We start from the raw sequence: 17,694 nt of genomic DNA, 5'->3' as shown, positions 1-17,694 counted from the left end.
GACAATGGGAATCATGCAATGAGCCGTTTTTTTGGCGAGATCCGGCAAGCCGGCTACGTCGTCGACGACATCGAAAAGGCGATGGACTATTGGAGTCGCGAGCTCGGCATCGGGCCGTGGTTCTATAATCCACGCGTGCCGATCGTGAACTACCACTATCGCGGCAAGGCCTATGAGCCGCACAATTCGGTGGCGCTGGCGAATTCCGGACCGTTGCAGATGGAGCTGATCCAGATCCGCAACGACGTGCCGTCGATGTATGCCGATTTCCTGAAGGCCGGGAACAAGGGCTTGCAGCACGTCGCCTACTGGACCGAAGATTACGACGCGGATCTGGCGCGGCTCGAAGCCGAAGGCTTCAAGCCGGTCATGAGCGGCGAAGTCGGCGCGCGCGGACGCTTCGTCTATTTCGACACGGAATACCATCCGGGAACGGTGATCGAATTGTCTGAAGTCGCGGGCCCCAAGGGCAAGATGTTCGACCTCATCCGCGAAGCGGCCAAGGACTGGGACGGACGCGACCCCGTGCGGCCATTTCCCGATCTCACAAAGCTCTAGATTGTCTGTGATCCCGTGACGGCAAATCCTGTTCGCATCGAAGCCGACTACCTGATCGAAACACCTAGCGATCCACGTCTTGCCGCGGAAACGATGGCGGGCGAGCAGTCGAGCGGAACGTTCGTCGCGGTCCCCGGCGAGACGCCGGAGCTGAAGGCGCGTTCGGCCGCCCGCGTCGAGAACCTCGAGCTGCTCGACACAGTGACGGTGCCGTCGCTCCCGGTCGCCCGCCCGATCAACCCCGACGGTCCCTGGCAACGGGCGCGTGTTACCCTGTCATGGCCGCTCGACAATATCGGCGCTTCGCTGCCCAATCTCGTCACCGCAATCGCCGGCAATCTCTGGGAATTGCGCCAGCTCACGGGCCTGCGGCTGCTAGACCTGCGGCTTCCGCCCGCCTTCGCCGCCGCCTATCCCGGGCCGAAATTCGGCATCGCCGGGACGCGTGAGCTCTCCGGCGTCAGCGGCCGTCCGCCGATCGGCACCATCATCAAGCCGAGCATCGGGCTCAGCCCGGTCGAGACGGCCAATCTCGTCGCCACGCTGTGCGAGGCCGGCATCGACTTCATCAAGGATGACGAGCTGCAATCAGACGGCGCCTATTGCCCATTCGACGAGCGGGTGCGCGCCGTGATGCGCGTCGTCAACGACCACGCGAACCGCACCGGCAAGAAGGTCATGATCGCCTTCAACCTGACCGGCGAGATCGACCAGATGCGCCGCCGCCACGATCTGGTGCTCAGCGAGGGCGGCACCTGCGTGATGGCGAGCATCAACTCGGTTGGACTCGCCGGCATGATCGAGCTCGGCCGCCACACGCAGCTTCCCGTTCATGCGCATCGCAACGGCTGGGGCGCGTTGAACCGCCATCCCGCGCTTGGCTGGGACTATACGGCGTGGCACAAGATCTGGCGGCTTGCCGGCGCCGACCACATGCATGTCAACGGCATCGGCAACAAGTTCAGCGAGACCGATGACAGCGTGGTCACTTCCGCAAAGGCCGCGCTGACGCCGATGTTCGCGCACAAGCCGTGCATCGCGATGCCTGTGTTTTCGTCAGGCCAGTCACCGGCGCAGGCCGCGCCCACCTGGCGCGCGCTGGGCTCGACCGATCTGATCTTCGCCGCCGGCGGCGGCATTCTCGCTCATCCCAACGGTCCGGCCGCAGGCGTCGCCGATCTGCGCGCGGCGTGGGACGCGGCGATCGAAGGCAAGCCATGAGCGGCGCACCAGCCCTGCCCGATGGTCCACTCGTTGCATTCTATGGCGACGACTACACCGGATCGTCCGCGGCGATGGAGGCCCTCACCTTCGCGGGCCTTCCGACAATTCTGTTCCTCGAGCCGCCGACGCCTGACCGTCTCGCTTCTATCGGGCAGTACCGCGGCATCGGCATTGCCGGCACCGCGCGGGCGAAGGATCCGGCCTGGATGGAGCGAAACCTTCCACCGGCCTTCGACGTGCTCGCCGGCATCGGGGCGCCGATCGCGCATTACAAGGTGTGCTCGACCTTCGATTCCGCACCGCAGATCGGCTCGATCGGGCGCGCGATCGATCTCGCGGTGCCGCAGCTTGGCGGCACCTGGCATCCGCTCCTCGTCGGCTCGCCGGCAATGGGCCGCTATCAGATGTTCGGACATCTGTTCGCGACGGTGAACGGCGTCGGCCATCGCCTCGACCGTCACCCGACGATGTCGCGCCATCCGGTGACGCCGATGGACGAGTCCGATCTCGGCCGGCACCTCGCGCGCCAGACCGCGCGATCGATCGGGCTGATTGACTTCGTCACGATGGCCAATGGCGGCGCAGATCAAGCGCTGGCGCGCGCGCGAGCCGCTGGCACCGAGATCATCTCGCTCGACGTGCTCGACCAGGCATCGCTGATCGAAGCCGGCCGCCTCATCTGGGAACATCGCGGGAAACGGCTCTTTGTCGCCGGCTCTCAAGGCGTCGAGCAGGCGCTGGTCGCCTATTGGCGCTCAGCGGGCCTGATCGCCGAGAGAAAGCCCGAACTGAGCCTTGCCGGCGTCGAACGCATCGCCTGCGTCTCCGGCTCCTGCTCACCGGTCACCGCGGCACAGATCGCACATGCCGCAGATAACGGCTTTGAGATCGAGCGGCTCGATGCTGCGCGCGCCGTCGACGCGGCGGAATGGGCCAAGGAAATCGGCCGAGGTATCGAGCGTGGGCTGGCAGCGCTCTCCTCCGGGCGCGATGCGCTCCTGATCACCGCAAGCGGCCCCGACGATCCGGCGATCGGCGCACTCAACGCGGCGATCAAGGCGAGCGGCGCAACGGCAGCCGCGGTGAACGACCGCATCGGCGCCGGGCTGGGCCAGGCGCTGGACTCCATTCTTGAAACCGCGCGACTCCAACGCGCCGTGGTCGCCGGCGGGGACACATCCGGCCACGTGCTACAGGCCATGGGCATCTATGCGTTAACTGCGATCGCCCCGCTCGCGGAGGGGGCACCGCTCTGCCGCGCATCATCGGATCGCGCGCATGCGAGAATCGAGATCGCGCTGAAGGGCGGACAGGTGGGCGAAGTCGACCTGTTCTGCCGCGCGAGACAAGGGTTCGGAATGTCGGGCGCTTCTATGGCGCCGTCGCAAGTCATTTGACTTAGCCGGAACAGATGCGCCGCCCGCCGCCGCGGCGCACCTACGTTTGGTCTGGACCATCAGGCGCTGACACAGGCGTCGGGAATGCCGGGATGATCCCGTTGAAGCCGCTGCCGGGTGCGATGCACCGGTACACCGCCTTCCATTGCCGTGTTCTTCAAAAGCGCAGAACAGTGCAGGCACGATCTCCGCCCGCGTTCTCGGCATACTGTCTCCGCCGCTGACAAGACCGCCAAGGCATCGGCGCCGGGCATTCCGCGACGCTGGAGACACAAATTCCAAGAGCCAGAGGATTGTCGAATGTCTACGAGCCGGGTCCGCAAATTCATATGCGCTGCGCTTGCCGGCACATATCTGGCAGCCGCTCCCGTGCCGACGTTCGCTCAATCGCCTGCCCCAATCGATCGGCTAGGCATTCCCGGCCCGATCGAGTTCGCCGGAACGCAGTATCATCTTGCATGGAGCGCGCAGCCTTCGGCCGACTACATCAAGCATGAATATCTGCCTTTGGGCCAAAAACCGGCATCTTACGCGGACATGGTGAGCGTGGAGCTTCTGACTTCGGGCATCAGCGTTGCTGATGCGGCCAGGGCCCAGACTACCAAGCTCGACAAGCGCAAAGGCAGCGATCCCCTCGCCAATTATCAACTTCTCCAGAATCCGAACAACAGCCAGGTCGTTCTGGATTTCCTGATGAGCGATGAGAGCACCGGCGCGCTCATCGTGGAATGGGATGCGTATCGCTACGTGTCCGTGGCGATGCCCGATGGGAAGAACGCGGTCATTCTGTTCGCCATCAGCCGGCGACATTATGGCGCCGGTGCCGGTGAGTTTCTGAAATCGCTCAAGACAAAGCGGACCGCAGACATCAATGCCCTGGTGAGCCATGCGATTCCGGGCGCGGAGCCATCAAGATAAGGCAGAAGCTGACTCAATCGCTACATTCAACGAAAGCGACCTGTCGATGACGCCACTGCCACGCATTCTCCTGGCCTTGAACCTGGCATCGGTCATTCCGGTTGCCAACCGCGCGGAAGCTCAAACGGCGGCTCACGACGACAATCTGGAGCATGTCGTCGAATATGGCGCGACGATTGCCGATGTGGACAGGGTGAGCAGCACGGGGCAGCAGCTTTCCGACATCGCGACCTCCGATGGCGCACCCGCGGACAAGGTGGCCAGCAGCTCACCGCGCCAGAGGCGGCCGTTCCACGAGTTTCCGCAGGGGTTTCAAGGGCGCTGGGCCTACACCGCTGCCGATTGCCGCGCCGGCACCTCCCCCGCGCCCCTGACGATCGACGCCAGGGGTCTGAACCAGGCGGAAGGCAGTCTGGTCGTCATCAGTATTCTTCAGGCGCGCGACAATCCCGGGCAGATTTCCGTGAACGCGCATAACTCGGGCGGCGGAGAGGAATGGGATTCGCAGGAGGAATTCACTTTGTCAAAGGACGGTCAGGTCATCGAATGGCAGCGCCTCGAGCCCGATCCGGGGCCAGTGACGCGGCTCTATCGCTGCAAGCAAGGACCATAAAGCCCTGCGCAGCAGCCCGCGGGACCGCTGCCCGGCCAGGAGAACGCCGGGCTATTCCTCTGCGGACTTCCCTCTCTTCGACAGCATCGTTACGAGAATTGCGACGGGAGCCGCGAATACCGGGCACAGGAACCAGAACACGACGACGTTGAAATATGCGAGATAGTGCGCAATCCAGCTTTGCGCGTCACGAACCGGCTGCGCGGATTTTGAAAGCAGCAGCACCAACAGCAACCCGGCGAGCGCCTGCGTGATCAGGATTGAAATCACTGCCGTCGCTATGGGCTTCAGACGAGTTGCTCGGTCGAGCACATAGGTCGTAACGAGGGCGAGGCCAACGACCGCCAGCACCAGATGCTGCACGTTGACGTCCAATCCGAATATCTCTGCTTCGAACATGCGCAAGGCTCTTCCATGGGCGATCGCGAAGGCAACATCCGGCTCACCGGCCTGAAACGCCCCCCCTGCCGACCGCAGGCGCCGCCCCCAACGCGATCGCCAATACCATCCTCCGGAGCATCGCTTAGCTTCGCTTGTTCATGCACTGGCGCAGCCTGTCTCGCGCCTTCAGGCCACTGTGCCAGCCGATGAACAGGACACGCTTTCCATCGACCTCGAGGGTGAAGGAAAGCCGGTCGAGCATGTTGTCGATCAGCGCGCCGGCGGCCGGAATGGCCAGCGCGATCGCTCCATAGTCGAGACCAGGCTGCGTATAATTGTAGGCGCGGACGGTCTGCGGCTGGTTGTCGTCCGACTGGGTGAGCGCGACCTTGATGATCTGCTGCGCGCCCGGTTTCGGGATGTCCGGCCCCCAGAAGGTTATCATCGCGCCCGGATAATGGCTTCCCGGACCGGAGACGCGAACCATGCCCGCCGCATTGGTGAAGAGCGCCGAGCAATATTCGCCCGGGCGGTCGGAACTGCGATCCTGATAGAAATCCCATTTCCCGGCGATGATCGGCGCATAGCGGGGATCCTTCTTCAACTGATCGATCCGCCCCAGAATGCCCAGCTCGGTCCGCTGGATTTGCATCAATGCGCCGATCCCGTTCTGGACCGGATCGGGCCGCGCCTGCTTGGAGCCACCGCTTCCACCGCTATCGCCGCTGTCGACCCGTTGGCACAGGGGCACCGAGGCGACTCCGTTGCCGCCCTGTGTCATGCCAACGACCTGTTCGCCGGGGCCGGGGCTGCCGCAGGGATAGGCTTGCGCATGAGATTCCGCCGGCACCATGACGAGCGCAGCAGCGGAAAAGATCGAAACGACGAGCAACCGCCGGAGAAGGTTGGAATATTTCATTGTCGTTCTGTCACTCCGGCAGAGATGCGCGTTGAGAGGAATCAAGCGGCCGCCAGCAGATCATGGCGCGGCCAGGCTCTTGTCCGCCCGGCAGTCCGCAAGCGGCTTTTGCTTTGCGGAGAACAGCCGCGTGACCGTCATGCCTGTCCGGTTGGTGTTCACCGTCGCGCAGGCGCAGCCGTAGCCATACGAGCCGGTGTTCGTCTTCACCCATTCGCCTTGCGTGAAATCGGGCATGCCCAGCAGCCCCGGCGCCTGGTAGCGGCCCTGCTCGCCCAGTACCCACCGGCCATCCCTGTCTTCGAGATACCAATTGGCGGGGGTCGGATTGTGCAGCCAGCCGCAACGCATTTCCTTTGCCTGCACAGGCGCCGACGCGATCACCAGCAGGACGCCACCCAAAATCGCGAGGTTTGCATGACGGTGGCGAAATGGGCCGAACATCCTGATGTTCCGTTTCCTACATGAATGCTCAACACTAGGGCAAATAGCACCAACCCGATCAAAGCCTTCGAGGAACCGGTACACCGACGCGACTGCTCAGTCGGTGATGGCAAAGGGGCTGGAATCGAAAACGAGGCCAATGGTCCGGCCGGATGCGTCAACTGCCGTCAAGGCGGTCCAATATTCCTGAGCTTCGGAGCCGCGATCGATTTCGATCTCATGGCCAACTGCAGTCACCCGATACAGGCCCTTCGCGGGTACGCAGTTGTTGTTGTGGAGAGCCGCAGCCATCACGGCGTCCCGCCTTTTGACGGTCGTTCGGATCTTGCCCCGATCCGGGATGGCGGCAACGACAGCTTCCGCCAGATCAAACCGGGGACAGGCATAAGCCCGGTAATAGCCCTCATGACTGCGTCCCGAGAGAGAGACCTTCCCATCGGGAACGGCGTTCTCGACCTTCCACGCCTCCAAGGATTGAAGCGTGAGACGAGAGCCGCTTTGAGCGTGCACGAGGGGTGCATAGGTCAGGGACAGGGTGAAGGCGCTGAACAGCGTGAGGACGGGTTTCCAGATCATCGCTGGAAAGAAGCCGTATCAGGCGTCGCACCGTCAATAACGCAGATGCACCGGTACTTCGTCGCGGCGAGGCCCCGGACGCCAAATGGTGGAGTCCCCTGCAATTCAAGAAGTCCGGGCGTGCTGCTTCAGGATCATCTCGAGTGCCGCATCCGCATCACGGCCGGGCAATAGCTGCATATTGGGCTGCTTCAGCAGCCACGCGCCCGCCGCCAGATGATATTTGCTGCGAGCCTGAAAGTCAGTTGCTTCCGTTGCGGCTTCGATCCAGGTCCGCACCCCTTCAGGCAGTCCTGCGACGAAGGAGGCGCAGGCGATGTCGTCGTACTCTTCGGCAGGTGACGACCGCGATGATCGCCGTACCCTCATGATCGTCATCTGCGCCCGGCGTGCCATGGGCATCTACCGCCGTCATTTCACTCCGAAGAATGACAGCGCCTGGGCAGTTTGTGGCGCCTTCCGGTCTTCCTCGCCCGACAGGGAATAGAGGACCGGGATGACGACATCGTAGGGGCCATCGCCCCCGCTCGCCGCTCCAACGAAGCGATAGCGACGGACAAGTGCTCTGCCGGGCTCATCCAGCCAGAAATCACCCTCCCCGGAGTATGGTACCCCGCCGCCGCAATGAGCCGAGATGAAGCCGTTCCCCAGCGCATCCGTCACACGGGCCGGATGGGTGCAATGACCTTCATTCAACCGGATCGATACGGCCTCCACCTGGGACAGCGGGCCGGCAACGAACTCCACCGTGACCGACCTGCTGCGATCCGTATCGCGCTCGACCTTGAGCACGCGAGCGGTGAAATATTCCGACCGAACGGTGTCACGAACCTGTTGGGAGGCCGCTGACGACCGCCCGAGCGAACCCGCGGCCAAAGCCAGCGCGATTGACGCCAGAACTATCAAGGATCTGCGGCGCATTGTCTCTCCGGTACGGTCGCTTCCAGCAACGAAGAATTTGGCGTCGCTCAGGAAGGCTTCAGGGACAAGACCGTGCGGGGCACCGGTACGTTGCCCCGCTCAGAACGCTCACGATGTACCGGTGCCGCGCCCGCTGCTGACACGGCGGCGCCGCCGCGCGATGAATCTCCATGCCGACCACGCTTCTACTTCGCCATGCAGTCCGCGACAGGAAGGGCATCAAACGCCAGCCCTTCCAGCCTGGCAATCACCTCCTGACGGGTGGAGACGTCGAGCAGACGCATGACCTGCGAGATATGGTTGCGGACGGTGAAGTGGGACAGCGAGAGCTTGCGCCCGATTTCCTTGTTCGACAGGCCGAGCGCCAGCAGCCCAAGGATATCGCGCTGTCGCGTCGTCAACTCGGGAATCTCGGCCGGGGCTCGGCTCGCTCTCGCCATATGCGCATGAGGAGAATGCGCCGGAGGGAGGTCTTGCGCGAACCGGACCTGTAGCCGGCATCCTTCCGGCAGCACCGCGCGGATCTGCCCCAGAACGCTCATGTCATCGGCCTCGATAGTCAAATGCAATATTGTTTTCCCACCAAGCCCGTTCAGCCGCCATGGCGCAACCGCGTGTCGGTCCCGCAACGCGCCGTGCCTGTCAGCCCTCTGGCGCGGATTGCGATATTCTCGAAAAGAGGCTCTGGATGACCTGATTTTACTCATGCGGGACAGGTTAGTGCTGCCCACAGTTGCGTCGTATCCGTTAACTTGCAGATGGCGAAAATCCGGCGGCGGATGGCTGAACAATTCTACCAATGGCTATTCCGGGGGGACGAGCGGCACGCTATGAACATCCGGAACGGAGGGACAGGCCCATGGAACGGGCGGACGCGACCACAATCGACGACCCGCGGGATTTCAAGACCGACCTGCGCAGGGCGACGTTGCGTCTCAGCCTGATCTACTGGGCCTGCATGTTCGTCGCTGACAGCATCCTGGGCTACTTCATCGGCATCGATCCAGTCGAGTCAGCGCCACTCAAACTCATCATGTTCGGATCAAGTGCGCTCATGACCTACGTTATGAGCATGCTGCTGTTCCGAATGCGGAGCGTGTCCTTCACCCGAAAAGCACTGCTCTGCTTTGTGATGACGGCGGTGGCGGCGCCGATCTTCACCACGATCGATTTCCTCAACTACATGCTCTGCCAATACCCCAAGCCCGTGAAATTCGATCCCGTCTATTCCGGTTACACCCTGATCGAGGGCGCCTCCATGCTCTTTGGCTGGAGCTGTCTGTTCGTGGCGCTGCTCTATAATTTCGAGGTCCGCGACCGGGAGCGCCGCCTTGCGGCCGTCCGCGAGGAGGCGTTGGCGGCCCAGATGCGCGCACTGCGCTATCAGGTGAACCCCCATTTCCTCTTCAATACGCTGAACTCCATCGCCGGACTGATCGAGGAAGGATCCGCTACGCGCGCCGAACGCATGGTGCTCTCACTCTCAACCTTCCTGCGCACGACCCTGTCGCTCGACCCGATGCATGACGTGCCACTGGAGGATGAGCTGGCCTTGCAGGAGGAATATCTGGAAATAGAACGCGAACGCTTTTCGGACCGGATGGCATTCACCATCGACATGCCCGAGGAAGTGCGAGGCGCGCTCGTGCCAAGCCTCATCCTCCAGCCTCTGATCGAGAACGCCGTCAAGCACGGCGTTGGTGCCACGGTGGGCCGCGTTGAGATCGCTCTGAGCGCGCGCCGCGAAGCCGATCGTCTCCGAGTGACGATTGAAAATGATATGCCGAACGAAACGGCAACAACCCGGCTGGCCGGAATGGGCGTCGGCCTCAGGAACGTGGCCGAACGCCTGCGAGCGCGCTTCCAGAACGACGGACAGTTTTCTTCCGGCCCAATTGCGCCTGGACGTTACCGCGCATCAATCAATCTGCCTTGGAGGCTTGCATGAACGGAGCCCCCGCCCCTGGAACTGCCAAAGATCTCGTCCTTTGGCTCGCCATTGGCATGACAACCCAAGCGTTCGAGTGACATCATGGCAAGATCGTCTCAATCCGAAACATTTTACGAATTGGTGACATCGCGATTGGTCGATTCTTCCAATTCACATGATGAAAGTCTCGCAGACGCCAACGACCGGCAAGACACCAGAGACGCTGCATACTTCACCAACAAGCTCCGCCATGCCGTCGGGTGGCTGTGCATCGTCTACTGGCTCGCTGATTTCCTCGCATGCAGCATACTCTGGCAGTTGTCGGGCATGGACCTGACGCAGTTGGCGCCAAAGAAGTTCATCCTAAATTCCTCCGCAGCCGTCACGACCTTCGGAATGACGTTCCTGTTGCTCAGATTTAGATACATACCGATCCTTCACAAGGTACTTTTGTGCCTTTTGATTTCGATGCTGGCCTCTCCTGTCTACCTTTCCGTCGAATTGCTGATGGATGCCATTCAAAAATATCCAGATCCTCTGGAAATTGATTTCAACGCTGCGGGAAACACTCTGACCTATGGCAGCTCCGCGTTCTTCGGATGGTTATGCTTATTTGTGGCATTGCTCTACAATTTCGAGGTCCGCGACCGTGAACGCAGTCTTGCCGTCGTCCGCGAGGAAGCGTTGACGGCACAAATGCGCGCCTTGCGCTATCAGGTGAATCCGCACTTCCTGTTCAATACGCTGAACTCCATCGCCGGCCTGATCGAGGAGGGATCGGCCACTCGTGCCGAGCGCATGGTGCTCTCACTCTCGACCTTCCTGCGCGCGACCTTGTCGCTCGACCCGATGCATGACGTGCCCCTGGCCGACGAGCTGGCTCTGCAGGAGGAATATCTGGAAATCGAGCGGGAGCGCTTTTCCGACCGAATGGAGTTCACCATCGACATGCCTGAGGAGGTCAGGAGCGCGCTTGTGCCCAGCCTCATCCTCCAGCCCCTGATCGAGAACGCCATCAAGCACGGCGTCGGTGCAACCGTCGGCAAGGTGGAGATTGCGCTTCGCGCACGCCGGGAGGCCGATCGCCTCCGCGTCACGGTCGAGAACGACATGCCGGTCCGGGACGAAGGCGTCAAACCTGCCGGCATGGGGGTTGGCTTGCGCAATGTTGCCGAACGCCTGCGGGCGAGATTCCAGGAGGAGGGATCGTTCTCTTCCGGACCGGCCGCGCCCGGGCGCTATCGCGCATCGATCGATCTGCCATGGAGACTTGCATGAGCGGAATGTCTGTCCTCGTCGTCGACGACGAGCCGCTCGCGCGGCGCAGGCTGACCCGGCTGCTCGGCAAGATGGAGTGGGTCAGTCATATCGACGAAGCCGGCGACGTCGCCCAGGCCTGTCAGCGGGCCGACCAACACCGGCCCGACATTCTGTTGCTCGACATCCAGATGCCGGGCGGCACGGGCTTCGAGGTGCTGGAACGCCTCCCCCATCCCCCTCCCGTGGTCGTGTTTGTCACCGCCTTCGATCACCACGCCCTGCGTGCCTTCGAGGCCAGCGCCATCGACTACGTCACCAAGCCCATCGAGCCGGGCCGGTTCCGCATCGCCATGGACCGGGCGCGCAACGCCGCCGGTTCGCGCCGACAGAGCGACAGGATCGCGGAGTTGCAGGAAACGGTCACATCGCTCAAACGAGCCCTGAACAGCCGGGACAAGCGTGCCGGCGAGTTTTGGGTAAAGTCACAAAGGGAGTATCTGCGGATCGCGCCGGAAAGCATCGTCCGCTTCCAGGCTGACCGCGACTATGTGCGAATTCACGTCCGCGACGCCGACTATCTCTATCAGGAAAGTCTTGCTTCGCTTGAACGCCGGCTCGACCCGACCGACTTCCTGCGCATCCACCGCAGCACGATCGTGCGCCGAAGCGCGATTGCACGGATCAAGACGGCCCCCTTCGCCGCCCTGATCGCCGTGCTGTCCGACGGCACCGAAGTGCGCGTCGGACGAACCTATGCCTCCGGAATAAGAGCCAGCATCGCTCGGCCGGCCTAAAGCGCGATGAGATTTGGATGAATCGTCATCGCGCTTTAGGTTGTTGTTTGCGCATGATCTTTCCGGAAAACCGCTTCGCACTTTTCCGGATCATGCTTTAGAGCGAGGTTTGCCGGAAATGATCGGTGTACCGGTACGACGGAAGCGATTGCCCTCCCCGTTGCAAATTCACCAACAATACCGCGTCGGTCCTGGTCGAATTTCGCCGGGACGCACACGGAACGGGAATTTGGCGAGATGCCGAAGATGCTTGTGACAATCGGGGTGCTCATATTTGGGGCGGTCATCCCGATCCTCGAGATCAGCGTGACACACGTGTTCAATCCCGAATGGACGCCGCACATGCGGTTTCACGAGGTCTGGCAACTCATCACCAACTGCGCGCTGGCCGCATTGAGCCTCTGGCTCGTCTGGCGCCGCGGCCAGATCATGTTGGCGAGCATCATCGGTCTTTGCGTGATGGGCGGCATCCTCGCCTCGCATGCCCTTTCCAGCCTCTACGGAGGATCGCTGACCTACCCCGGCGGTCTTGAACGGAACATCCTTGGCCTGCACATCACCGAAATCATCCCGCTCGTTTCGGTCGTGCTGTTCGCTTCGGCCATTGTCGCTACTCGCCTGCAAGTCAGAGAGCACCACTAGTGTCGTAGCGCGATGACCGTCTCCGGCCAGTCAGGGATGGTAGGCTTCAAGCCAGGAAATCCGCCGGGCGACCACCTCGAGCTGGCAGGTGTCGTAGATGAGGAGACCGCCCGTTCCACCGGCCATGCCGGACTGCGCGACCTGTTCGTCGCATTCAGCCCAACGGACCTTGATCCATTCGCGCTGAAGCTGCCGCAGCCGCGACCGGGCTTCGTTGCCCGCCATGCGAGACATGGTCTCGCGCCAGGCATCGTTGAGCTTGCGATCCAGGCGCTCATATTCCTGTGCCGCGCAGTCGCGCATCGCAGCCGTTTCTCCGCCGCTCCGTGAGGCGCATTTGCCGAAATCCGGGGACAAGCGGGATTCCACCCGCGCGGCCGGTTCGGCGCGCAGCAATGCGGTCGATTGCCCGCATGAGATTGCCAGGAGAACCAATGCCAGACGCCTCATTGTTTCGGGCGATCCGGCGTGTCGGCGGCATCGAACGTGCTGAGCGTGTAACCATCGCCCCCTGAAGTCGTCATGACCCTGCCCTCGCACTGCCGGATGCGATGTCTGTAGCTGTGGCTGGTTTCGAGCTGTTGCCCTGGCAGGTCAGCGCGCAGTCCACCGTTGTGATACCAAATCGTGGCGTCGTAGCGCGCCGTCTTGGGGCCGAGCCGCTCGATCCCCTTGGTCAGAAGGTTGGTCTCCCGCGTGTTGCCGTTCGCATCGATGGCTCGGGGGACGATCTGCCTGCGATCCTCCGCATAGGTCGCTTCCAGCGACGCAACACATGCCCGATGCGACTTGAAGCTCTTCGTCACGGGCGAAATCGGCAGGCGTCCGCCGGCATGAGCCAGAGTCGGCAGGCACAGAGTCGCGGCCGCCCAGCCAATGGCCAAACTTGCCCGACGCGTCGCATTTCCCATCCGGCATCTCTCCTGAACCGCCAGCCCATCTGTGGCCAGCGTCGCCGGCTTCCGTCAACGAAGGCGATGCACCGGTACGCTTTCGCAAGTGGCGTCCGCGGCCTCCTTGTAGTTTGAAAGCGCTGATGATTTGTCCGACCAGCGAGGTGGCCCATAGTGATCCCTGCCCATGCCCGCGCCTTCGCGCTGACCTTGCTGCTGCCGGTCTGCGTGCTGGGCGCCTGCGGTAATTCCCACGCCGGCTCCAGCGAACCTGGACGGCTTGTGATACTGGCTCAGAACACGAGCGCCGCGCGGTCCAAGCACACCGCCACTCCGACGCAGCCCCTCAGCGAGTCTGACCGGATTTCGCTCGATATGGTGAGCAACGCCTGCAAGACTCAGGACTATCGGACATTCTTCAATGCCTTCGCGAGCTCGAAGGCCGTTCGCCAAAAATATAGCGCGGCGGAGGTCCGCTACGCGGTGCTGGGTCCACGCGGAGAGAAGATTTCGGAGCGAACCTTTGATGCACCGAACTATCCGAGCTTTCCCGTCAAGATGCAGGATTACCACTACAAGCCAGCGAAGCCGTCCCGCGCAGGAGACGCTGACGAATATCTCGATCTCCAGTTCAACCAGAGCCAGAGCAACGACCTCTCGGTCGAATGGTCGCGCATCCACTATGACGGCCAGTCGAGCGGCGGGGATGGCATCGGCAACCCGCTGGACGCCAACGGCAAGCCGATTCCGAAGGGAACGCATCCGGATCCGGAAGGCCAGTTGCTATTCCACCCGACCGCCGACTGCTGGGAATTCGCAGAGGATACCCGCTGGGAACGGAAAAAATGATCCATATAAACGTTCAATGCTTGCTGACACACCTCTGCATTCTCGCGGCGGATTTCGCCCGAGCTTTGCATCCTCGCTCTGCCCTCTAAGCCAAGAGGGCGCAGGGAAGGCCGGGTGCTGACCTTGCTGAACCCGTCCGGCGTCGACACCACCACCTGCGTCGCATTGAGATAGGCGTCATACCGGTTCGACGTCGTCACCCGTCGGCAACGCAGAGCCATCCAGGTCAGCACCGCCCGATCCGGAAGCCTTCTGCGTCACCGACCATCTGCCGGTTCCGCCGACGGCGGAGGGGCCGAACTACGGCGGAGAGAGCTAACTGCCGCGGAGAAGATCAAGGCAAATCGAAAATGGTTCGCTTGGCGCCAAGAACCCCTGCCCCACCGAGCGTCAGTATATCCACGGCACAGGACAACCCTGTAGCCGGACGCGGCGCCGGCGTCGGGAAGCCCCGGCCAGTCGTCAAGGCTAGCCCCTAGCGAGCAATCTCGGCTACCCGCTCCAGCTTCTGCAGGCAACGCGAGGTGCGGACCAATTCCGGCATGTCCTCGTCCGGGAAGTTCGTCTTCCAGTCGGTGACGCCGACCTCGCCAACATACATGTCGCCTCTGGAGTCCAGCGCGATGCCATGCGGCGCGAGGAACTTGCCGCTTGCGAGACCTGGGCCATCCTCGCCGCCGAGCCGCGCGATGCGCTTGCCCTTTGCGTCCACGATCGACAGCCGCGGGCCGAGATTGGGCACCTTGCGGTTGACCGGCATGGCGGGGCCGAGCTCGCCAATAACGAAGGTGGGGTTCTTAGCCCCGCCGCAACAGCACAATGCGCACGGCCGGTGCAGATTGTTCCACTGCGTCTCGTATTTTCCGTTGCCGTCGAACACCTGCACGCGATGGTTCTCGCGATCGGCGACATAGACCCAGCCATCAGCATCAGCGACGATATTGTGCACGATGTTGAACTGGCCGGGATCGGTACCGGGCGCGCCCCAACTCTTGACCAGCTTGCCGTCCGGCGTGAATTTGTGGATGCGGGCGTTGCCGTAGCCGTCGGAAACGTAGATCTCGCCCTTCGGCGACAAAGCGGTGTGGGTGCAGCGATGGAAGGGATCGCCGCTCATGAACGGCGCGGGCTTTTCGGGGACGCCGATCGTCAGCAGGACCTTGCCGTCCGTCGTACACTTGCGCACGGTGTGGTCGCCGTCGTCGGTGCAGTAGAGATTGTCGTCGGCATCGATGTGCAGGCCGTGGGCGCGGGAGAACAGCCCCTCGCCAAAACTGCGCAGGAAATTGCCGTCGCGGTCGAACACCACCATCGGATGGGCGCCGCGGTTGAAGACGTAGATGCGATCCTTGCTGTCAACCGCGACGGAGGCGACATCGGTGAGCTGCCAGCCATCCGGCAGCTTCGCCCAATTGTCGACGACGCGGTAGCGATGCTCCCCCGAGCCGAGAATGGCTGACACCTGATCTCCCATCATTGCAAGCGCGCGATGCGGGATGGCTTAGCCGAACGTGCAGCCCTTGGATTCGAGCACCTTGCCGATGCCGGAGAGCTCGAGAATGTCGCCGCCGGCCTTGAGCGCCTTCATCACGCCGGCTTCCTTGTCCTCGCGCGCCGCCGACTTGGCGCAGACGTCGGCGATGTTCTCCTTCGGCACGATCACGACGCCGTCGTCATCGGCGCTGACGATGTCGCCGGGGCGGACGGCAATGCCACCGATGACGATCGGCTGATTGATGGTGCCGAGGGTCTCCTTGACGGTGCCTTTCATGCAGAGGCCGTAGGAGAAGACGTTGAAGCCGGTGTCACGCACCGCAAGACCGTCGCGAACGCCGGCATCCGTGACCAGCCCGACGATACCCTTGGCCACGCAGGCCGTCGCCAGCACCTCGCCGAAGCCGCCCTGCTCGGGATGATCGCCCGCGCTCACCACGAGCACGTCGCCCGGCTTGGCCAGCGAGATCGCCGTGATCAGCATCATGTTGTCGGCTGGATGGCAGCTCACCGTCAGTGCCGGCCCGCAGGCGCGCATCCCGGAATAGATCGGCTTGATGCGGGAGGTCAGCGCGCCCGATCGCCCCTGCGCCTCGTGAAGGGTGGACGGAGGAAACTTCTTGATGCGCTCGACAAGCTCGGCGGCGGGCCGATCGAATGTCCTGATTACATGCACCATGGTAACCTCCTTGCGGTCGCGATCTCCGTTACACCTCCATAACCAACCGCCCTGGGGCGGCAAATTCAGATTTTAGGATTGCCGCATCGTGTTTCGTTATGGCTCGTCCTTCGGCCCATCCGGAGGCGACGTTGGGCCAGCCGCGGCGATGGCAGCCGAGCCGAGCTGGGCATCGAACGGCCCCCAGGTCTTGACGATGATCTCGAGCAGGATCTTGTAGACGGCGAATGCGGCGTCGGACAACGCAGCGTTATCGGAAATGCATAGCGACATCTGCTGCGAGGCCGACGGCGCGTTGATCCGCCGGATGCAGAGTTCGTCGAGGTTCGGCAACTCCCTTGCGATCGACATCGGCAGCACTGCCGCCCCCACTCCGGCGGCAATCGCCGAAGACAGGGTCGATTGGGAATGGATCTCGGCGACGATGCGCGGGCGGAGTCCCACCTCGGCGCAGACCCGCTCGACCGTCTGTCGCAGGAAGGATTCCCGATATGGAAGAAGCAGGTCGAATTGCGCGACCTCCGCCGCCGAAACCTCCTCCGAAGGCATCTGCTCCGGATACATGCTGCGGGGCGCGACAAGATAGAAGTACTCGCGCATCAGCGGCTTGTAATCGAGACCGGTCACGGGGCGTTCGCCGTAGAGGACGGCCATATCCATGCTCCCCTTCAGCATCATCTCGCTGAGCATGACCCCGGAGCTGTCGTAGATGTGGGGCACGATGCCGGGATAGCGTTCGCGGATCTGCATCAGCAGCGGGGTCGCCAGCAATGCCGCCGAGCTGAGCGGGGCCAGACCGATCGTGACGTTGCCGGTCAGCTCCGGCTTGTTGTCCAGAATGGTGCGCCTCGCCTCTTCGATCTGCCGCTGGATCGACTTGGCATAGCGGTAGAGGATTCGTCCGGCTTCGGTGGGCTTGACCCCGCGGGCGCTGCGGTCGAGCAGCTTGCACTTGAAATCCGCCTCCAGGCTCGCAATGTGCTGGCTCAGGGCCGGCTGCGCGACATTCAGCACCTTCGCCGCGCTCGTCATGCTTCCGAGATCCACGACCTTGATGAAGGCCTCCAAACGTTTCGTATCCAATACGGCGTCTCCGGATATCCAGTCAGGGAGCAATGCAGCAGCAATAGGCTGAAGCTATGGGATCAGAAGGAATTGTTCTTACCACCGGGAACCTGAGGGGCCTATAGCTAGTGCTAAAC

22 protein-coding genes are annotated in these 17,694 nt (G+C 62.5%); 10 read left to right on the top strand and 12 right to left on the bottom strand.

Annotation, left to right across the window (positions count from 1 at the left end):
- The first annotated feature begins 18 nt into the window (after positions 1 to 18).
- The 5 genes from JQ635_RS06695 (at position 19) to JQ635_RS06675 (ending at position 4,710) form a co-directional block, all read left to right on the top strand.
- Positions 19 to 558, top strand: coding sequence for a VOC family protein (locus tag JQ635_RS06695; RefSeq protein WP_211409082.1), 540 nt, complete (start codon positions 19 to 21; stop codon positions 556 to 558).
- Positions 559 to 573: 15 nt separating this feature from the next.
- On the top strand, positions 574 to 1,779 hold the full coding sequence (locus JQ635_RS06690) for a ribulose-bisphosphate carboxylase large subunit family protein (protein WP_349631840.1): 1,206 nt from the start codon (positions 574 to 576) through the stop codon (positions 1,777 to 1,779).
- A complete protein-coding gene (locus tag JQ635_RS06685) occupies positions 1,776 to 3,179 on the top strand; it encodes a four-carbon acid sugar kinase family protein (protein WP_211409081.1) in 1,404 nt (467 codons plus the stop codon). The genes JQ635_RS06690 and JQ635_RS06685 overlap by 4 nt, the downstream gene beginning before the upstream one ends.
- 300 nt (positions 3,180 to 3,479) lie before the next feature.
- The gene (locus tag JQ635_RS06680; protein ID WP_211409080.1) at positions 3,480 to 4,097 is read left to right on the top strand and encodes a hypothetical protein; all 618 of its coding nucleotides are present in this window, start codon (positions 3,480 to 3,482) and stop codon (positions 4,095 to 4,097) included.
- Positions 4,098 to 4,143: 46 nt separating this feature from the next.
- The gene (locus JQ635_RS06675; protein ID WP_211409079.1) at positions 4,144 to 4,710 is read left to right on the top strand and encodes a hypothetical protein; all 567 of its coding nucleotides are present in this window, start codon (positions 4,144 to 4,146) and stop codon (positions 4,708 to 4,710) included.
- Between the two features lie 51 nt (positions 4,711 to 4,761).
- Here the strand turns inward: JQ635_RS06675 and JQ635_RS06670 are convergent, their stop codons facing one another.
- From JQ635_RS06670 to JQ635_RS38930, 7 genes are all read right to left on the bottom strand, one after another.
- Positions 4,762 to 5,109, bottom strand: a complete 348-nt coding sequence (locus tag JQ635_RS06670; protein ID WP_211409078.1) for a hypothetical protein — start codon at positions 5,107 to 5,109, stop codon at positions 4,762 to 4,764.
- A 124-nt stretch (positions 5,110 to 5,233) separates the two neighbouring features.
- On the bottom strand, positions 5,234 to 6,010 hold the full coding sequence (locus JQ635_RS06665) for a hypothetical protein (RefSeq protein ID WP_211409077.1): 777 nt from the start codon (positions 6,008 to 6,010) through the stop codon (positions 5,234 to 5,236).
- 60 nt (positions 6,011 to 6,070) lie between these two features.
- Positions 6,071 to 6,454, bottom strand: a complete 384-nt coding sequence (locus JQ635_RS06660) for a DUF4087 domain-containing protein (RefSeq protein ID WP_211409076.1) — start codon at positions 6,452 to 6,454, stop codon at positions 6,071 to 6,073.
- A gap of 96 nt (positions 6,455 to 6,550) precedes the next feature.
- Positions 6,551 to 7,030: a hypothetical protein gene (locus JQ635_RS06655; RefSeq protein ID WP_211409075.1), complete on the bottom strand. Its 480-nt coding sequence runs from the start codon at positions 7,028 to 7,030 to the stop codon at positions 6,551 to 6,553.
- 105 nt (positions 7,031 to 7,135) lie between these two features.
- Positions 7,136 to 7,432, bottom strand: a complete 297-nt coding sequence (locus JQ635_RS06650; RefSeq protein ID WP_211409074.1) for a hypothetical protein — start codon at positions 7,430 to 7,432, stop codon at positions 7,136 to 7,138.
- Positions 7,433 to 7,441: 9 nt separating this feature from the next.
- Positions 7,442 to 7,951 (bottom strand): hypothetical protein, encoded by a 510-nt coding sequence (locus JQ635_RS06645; RefSeq protein ID WP_211409073.1) that lies wholly within the window; start codon positions 7,949 to 7,951, stop codon positions 7,442 to 7,444.
- Positions 7,952 to 8,136: 185 nt separating this feature from the next.
- Complete coding sequence (locus tag JQ635_RS38930) at positions 8,137 to 8,751, bottom strand: helix-turn-helix transcriptional regulator (RefSeq protein ID WP_246583347.1); 615 nt, start codon at positions 8,749 to 8,751, stop codon at positions 8,137 to 8,139.
- Between the two features lie 59 nt (positions 8,752 to 8,810).
- Between JQ635_RS38930 and JQ635_RS06635 the strand changes: the two genes are divergently transcribed.
- From JQ635_RS06635 to JQ635_RS06620, 4 genes are all read left to right on the top strand, one after another.
- Positions 8,811 to 9,899 carry a sensor histidine kinase gene (locus JQ635_RS06635; protein ID WP_211409072.1) on the top strand — a complete coding sequence of 363 codons (1,089 nt, stop codon included), beginning with the start codon at positions 8,811 to 8,813 and terminating at the stop codon, positions 9,897 to 9,899.
- An 84-nt stretch (positions 9,900 to 9,983) separates the two neighbouring features.
- Positions 9,984 to 11,159, top strand: a complete 1,176-nt coding sequence (locus JQ635_RS06630; protein ID WP_246583346.1) for a sensor histidine kinase — start codon at positions 9,984 to 9,986, stop codon at positions 11,157 to 11,159.
- The gene (locus JQ635_RS06625; protein ID WP_211409071.1) at positions 11,156 to 11,935 is read left to right on the top strand and encodes a LytR/AlgR family response regulator transcription factor; all 780 of its coding nucleotides are present in this window, start codon (positions 11,156 to 11,158) and stop codon (positions 11,933 to 11,935) included. Before JQ635_RS06630 ends, JQ635_RS06625 begins: the two co-directional genes overlap by 4 nt.
- Positions 11,936 to 12,172: 237 nt before the next feature.
- The gene (locus JQ635_RS06620) at positions 12,173 to 12,577 is read left to right on the top strand and encodes a hypothetical protein (RefSeq protein ID WP_211409070.1); all 405 of its coding nucleotides are present in this window, start codon (positions 12,173 to 12,175) and stop codon (positions 12,575 to 12,577) included.
- A 30-nt stretch (positions 12,578 to 12,607) separates the two neighbouring features.
- On the opposite strand, the gene JQ635_RS06615 is transcribed toward JQ635_RS06620, so the two are convergent.
- Positions 12,608 to 13,027, bottom strand: coding sequence for a lysozyme inhibitor LprI family protein (locus JQ635_RS06615; RefSeq protein ID WP_211409069.1), 420 nt, complete (start codon positions 13,025 to 13,027; stop codon positions 12,608 to 12,610).
- A complete protein-coding gene (locus JQ635_RS06610; protein WP_211409068.1) occupies positions 13,024 to 13,488 on the bottom strand; it encodes a hypothetical protein in 465 nt (154 codons plus the stop codon). The genes JQ635_RS06615 and JQ635_RS06610 overlap by 4 nt, the downstream gene beginning before the upstream one ends.
- Before the next feature lie 156 nt (positions 13,489 to 13,644).
- Here JQ635_RS06610 and JQ635_RS06605 point away from each other — a divergent pair, with 156 nt between their 5' ends.
- A complete protein-coding gene (locus tag JQ635_RS06605) occupies positions 13,645 to 14,319 on the top strand; it encodes a hypothetical protein (RefSeq protein WP_211409067.1) in 675 nt (224 codons plus the stop codon).
- Between the two features lie 475 nt (positions 14,320 to 14,794).
- Here JQ635_RS06605 and JQ635_RS06600 read toward each other — a convergent pair whose 3' ends face one another.
- The 3 genes from JQ635_RS06600 to JQ635_RS06590 all read right to left on the bottom strand — a co-directional run bounded on the left by JQ635_RS06600 (position 14,795) and on the right by JQ635_RS06590 (position 17,575).
- The gene (locus JQ635_RS06600; RefSeq protein WP_211409066.1) at positions 14,795 to 15,781 is read right to left on the bottom strand and encodes a peptidyl-alpha-hydroxyglycine alpha-amidating lyase family protein; all 987 of its coding nucleotides are present in this window, start codon (positions 15,779 to 15,781) and stop codon (positions 14,795 to 14,797) included.
- A gap of 39 nt (positions 15,782 to 15,820) precedes the next feature.
- Complete coding sequence (locus tag JQ635_RS06595; protein ID WP_211409065.1) at positions 15,821 to 16,492, bottom strand: 4-carboxy-4-hydroxy-2-oxoadipate aldolase/oxaloacetate decarboxylase; 672 nt, start codon at positions 16,490 to 16,492, stop codon at positions 15,821 to 15,823.
- A 96-nt stretch (positions 16,493 to 16,588) separates the two neighbouring features.
- A complete protein-coding gene (locus JQ635_RS06590) occupies positions 16,589 to 17,575 on the bottom strand; it encodes a LysR substrate-binding domain-containing protein (protein WP_211409064.1) in 987 nt (328 codons plus the stop codon).
- Positions 17,576 to 17,694: the final 119 nt, after the last annotated feature.

This window comes from Bradyrhizobium iriomotense (genome assembly GCF_018130765.1).
Taxonomy (GTDB): Bacteria; Pseudomonadota; Alphaproteobacteria; order Rhizobiales; family Xanthobacteraceae; genus Bradyrhizobium; species Bradyrhizobium iriomotense_A.
This window is presented reverse-complemented; position numbering and strand designations above follow the sequence as displayed.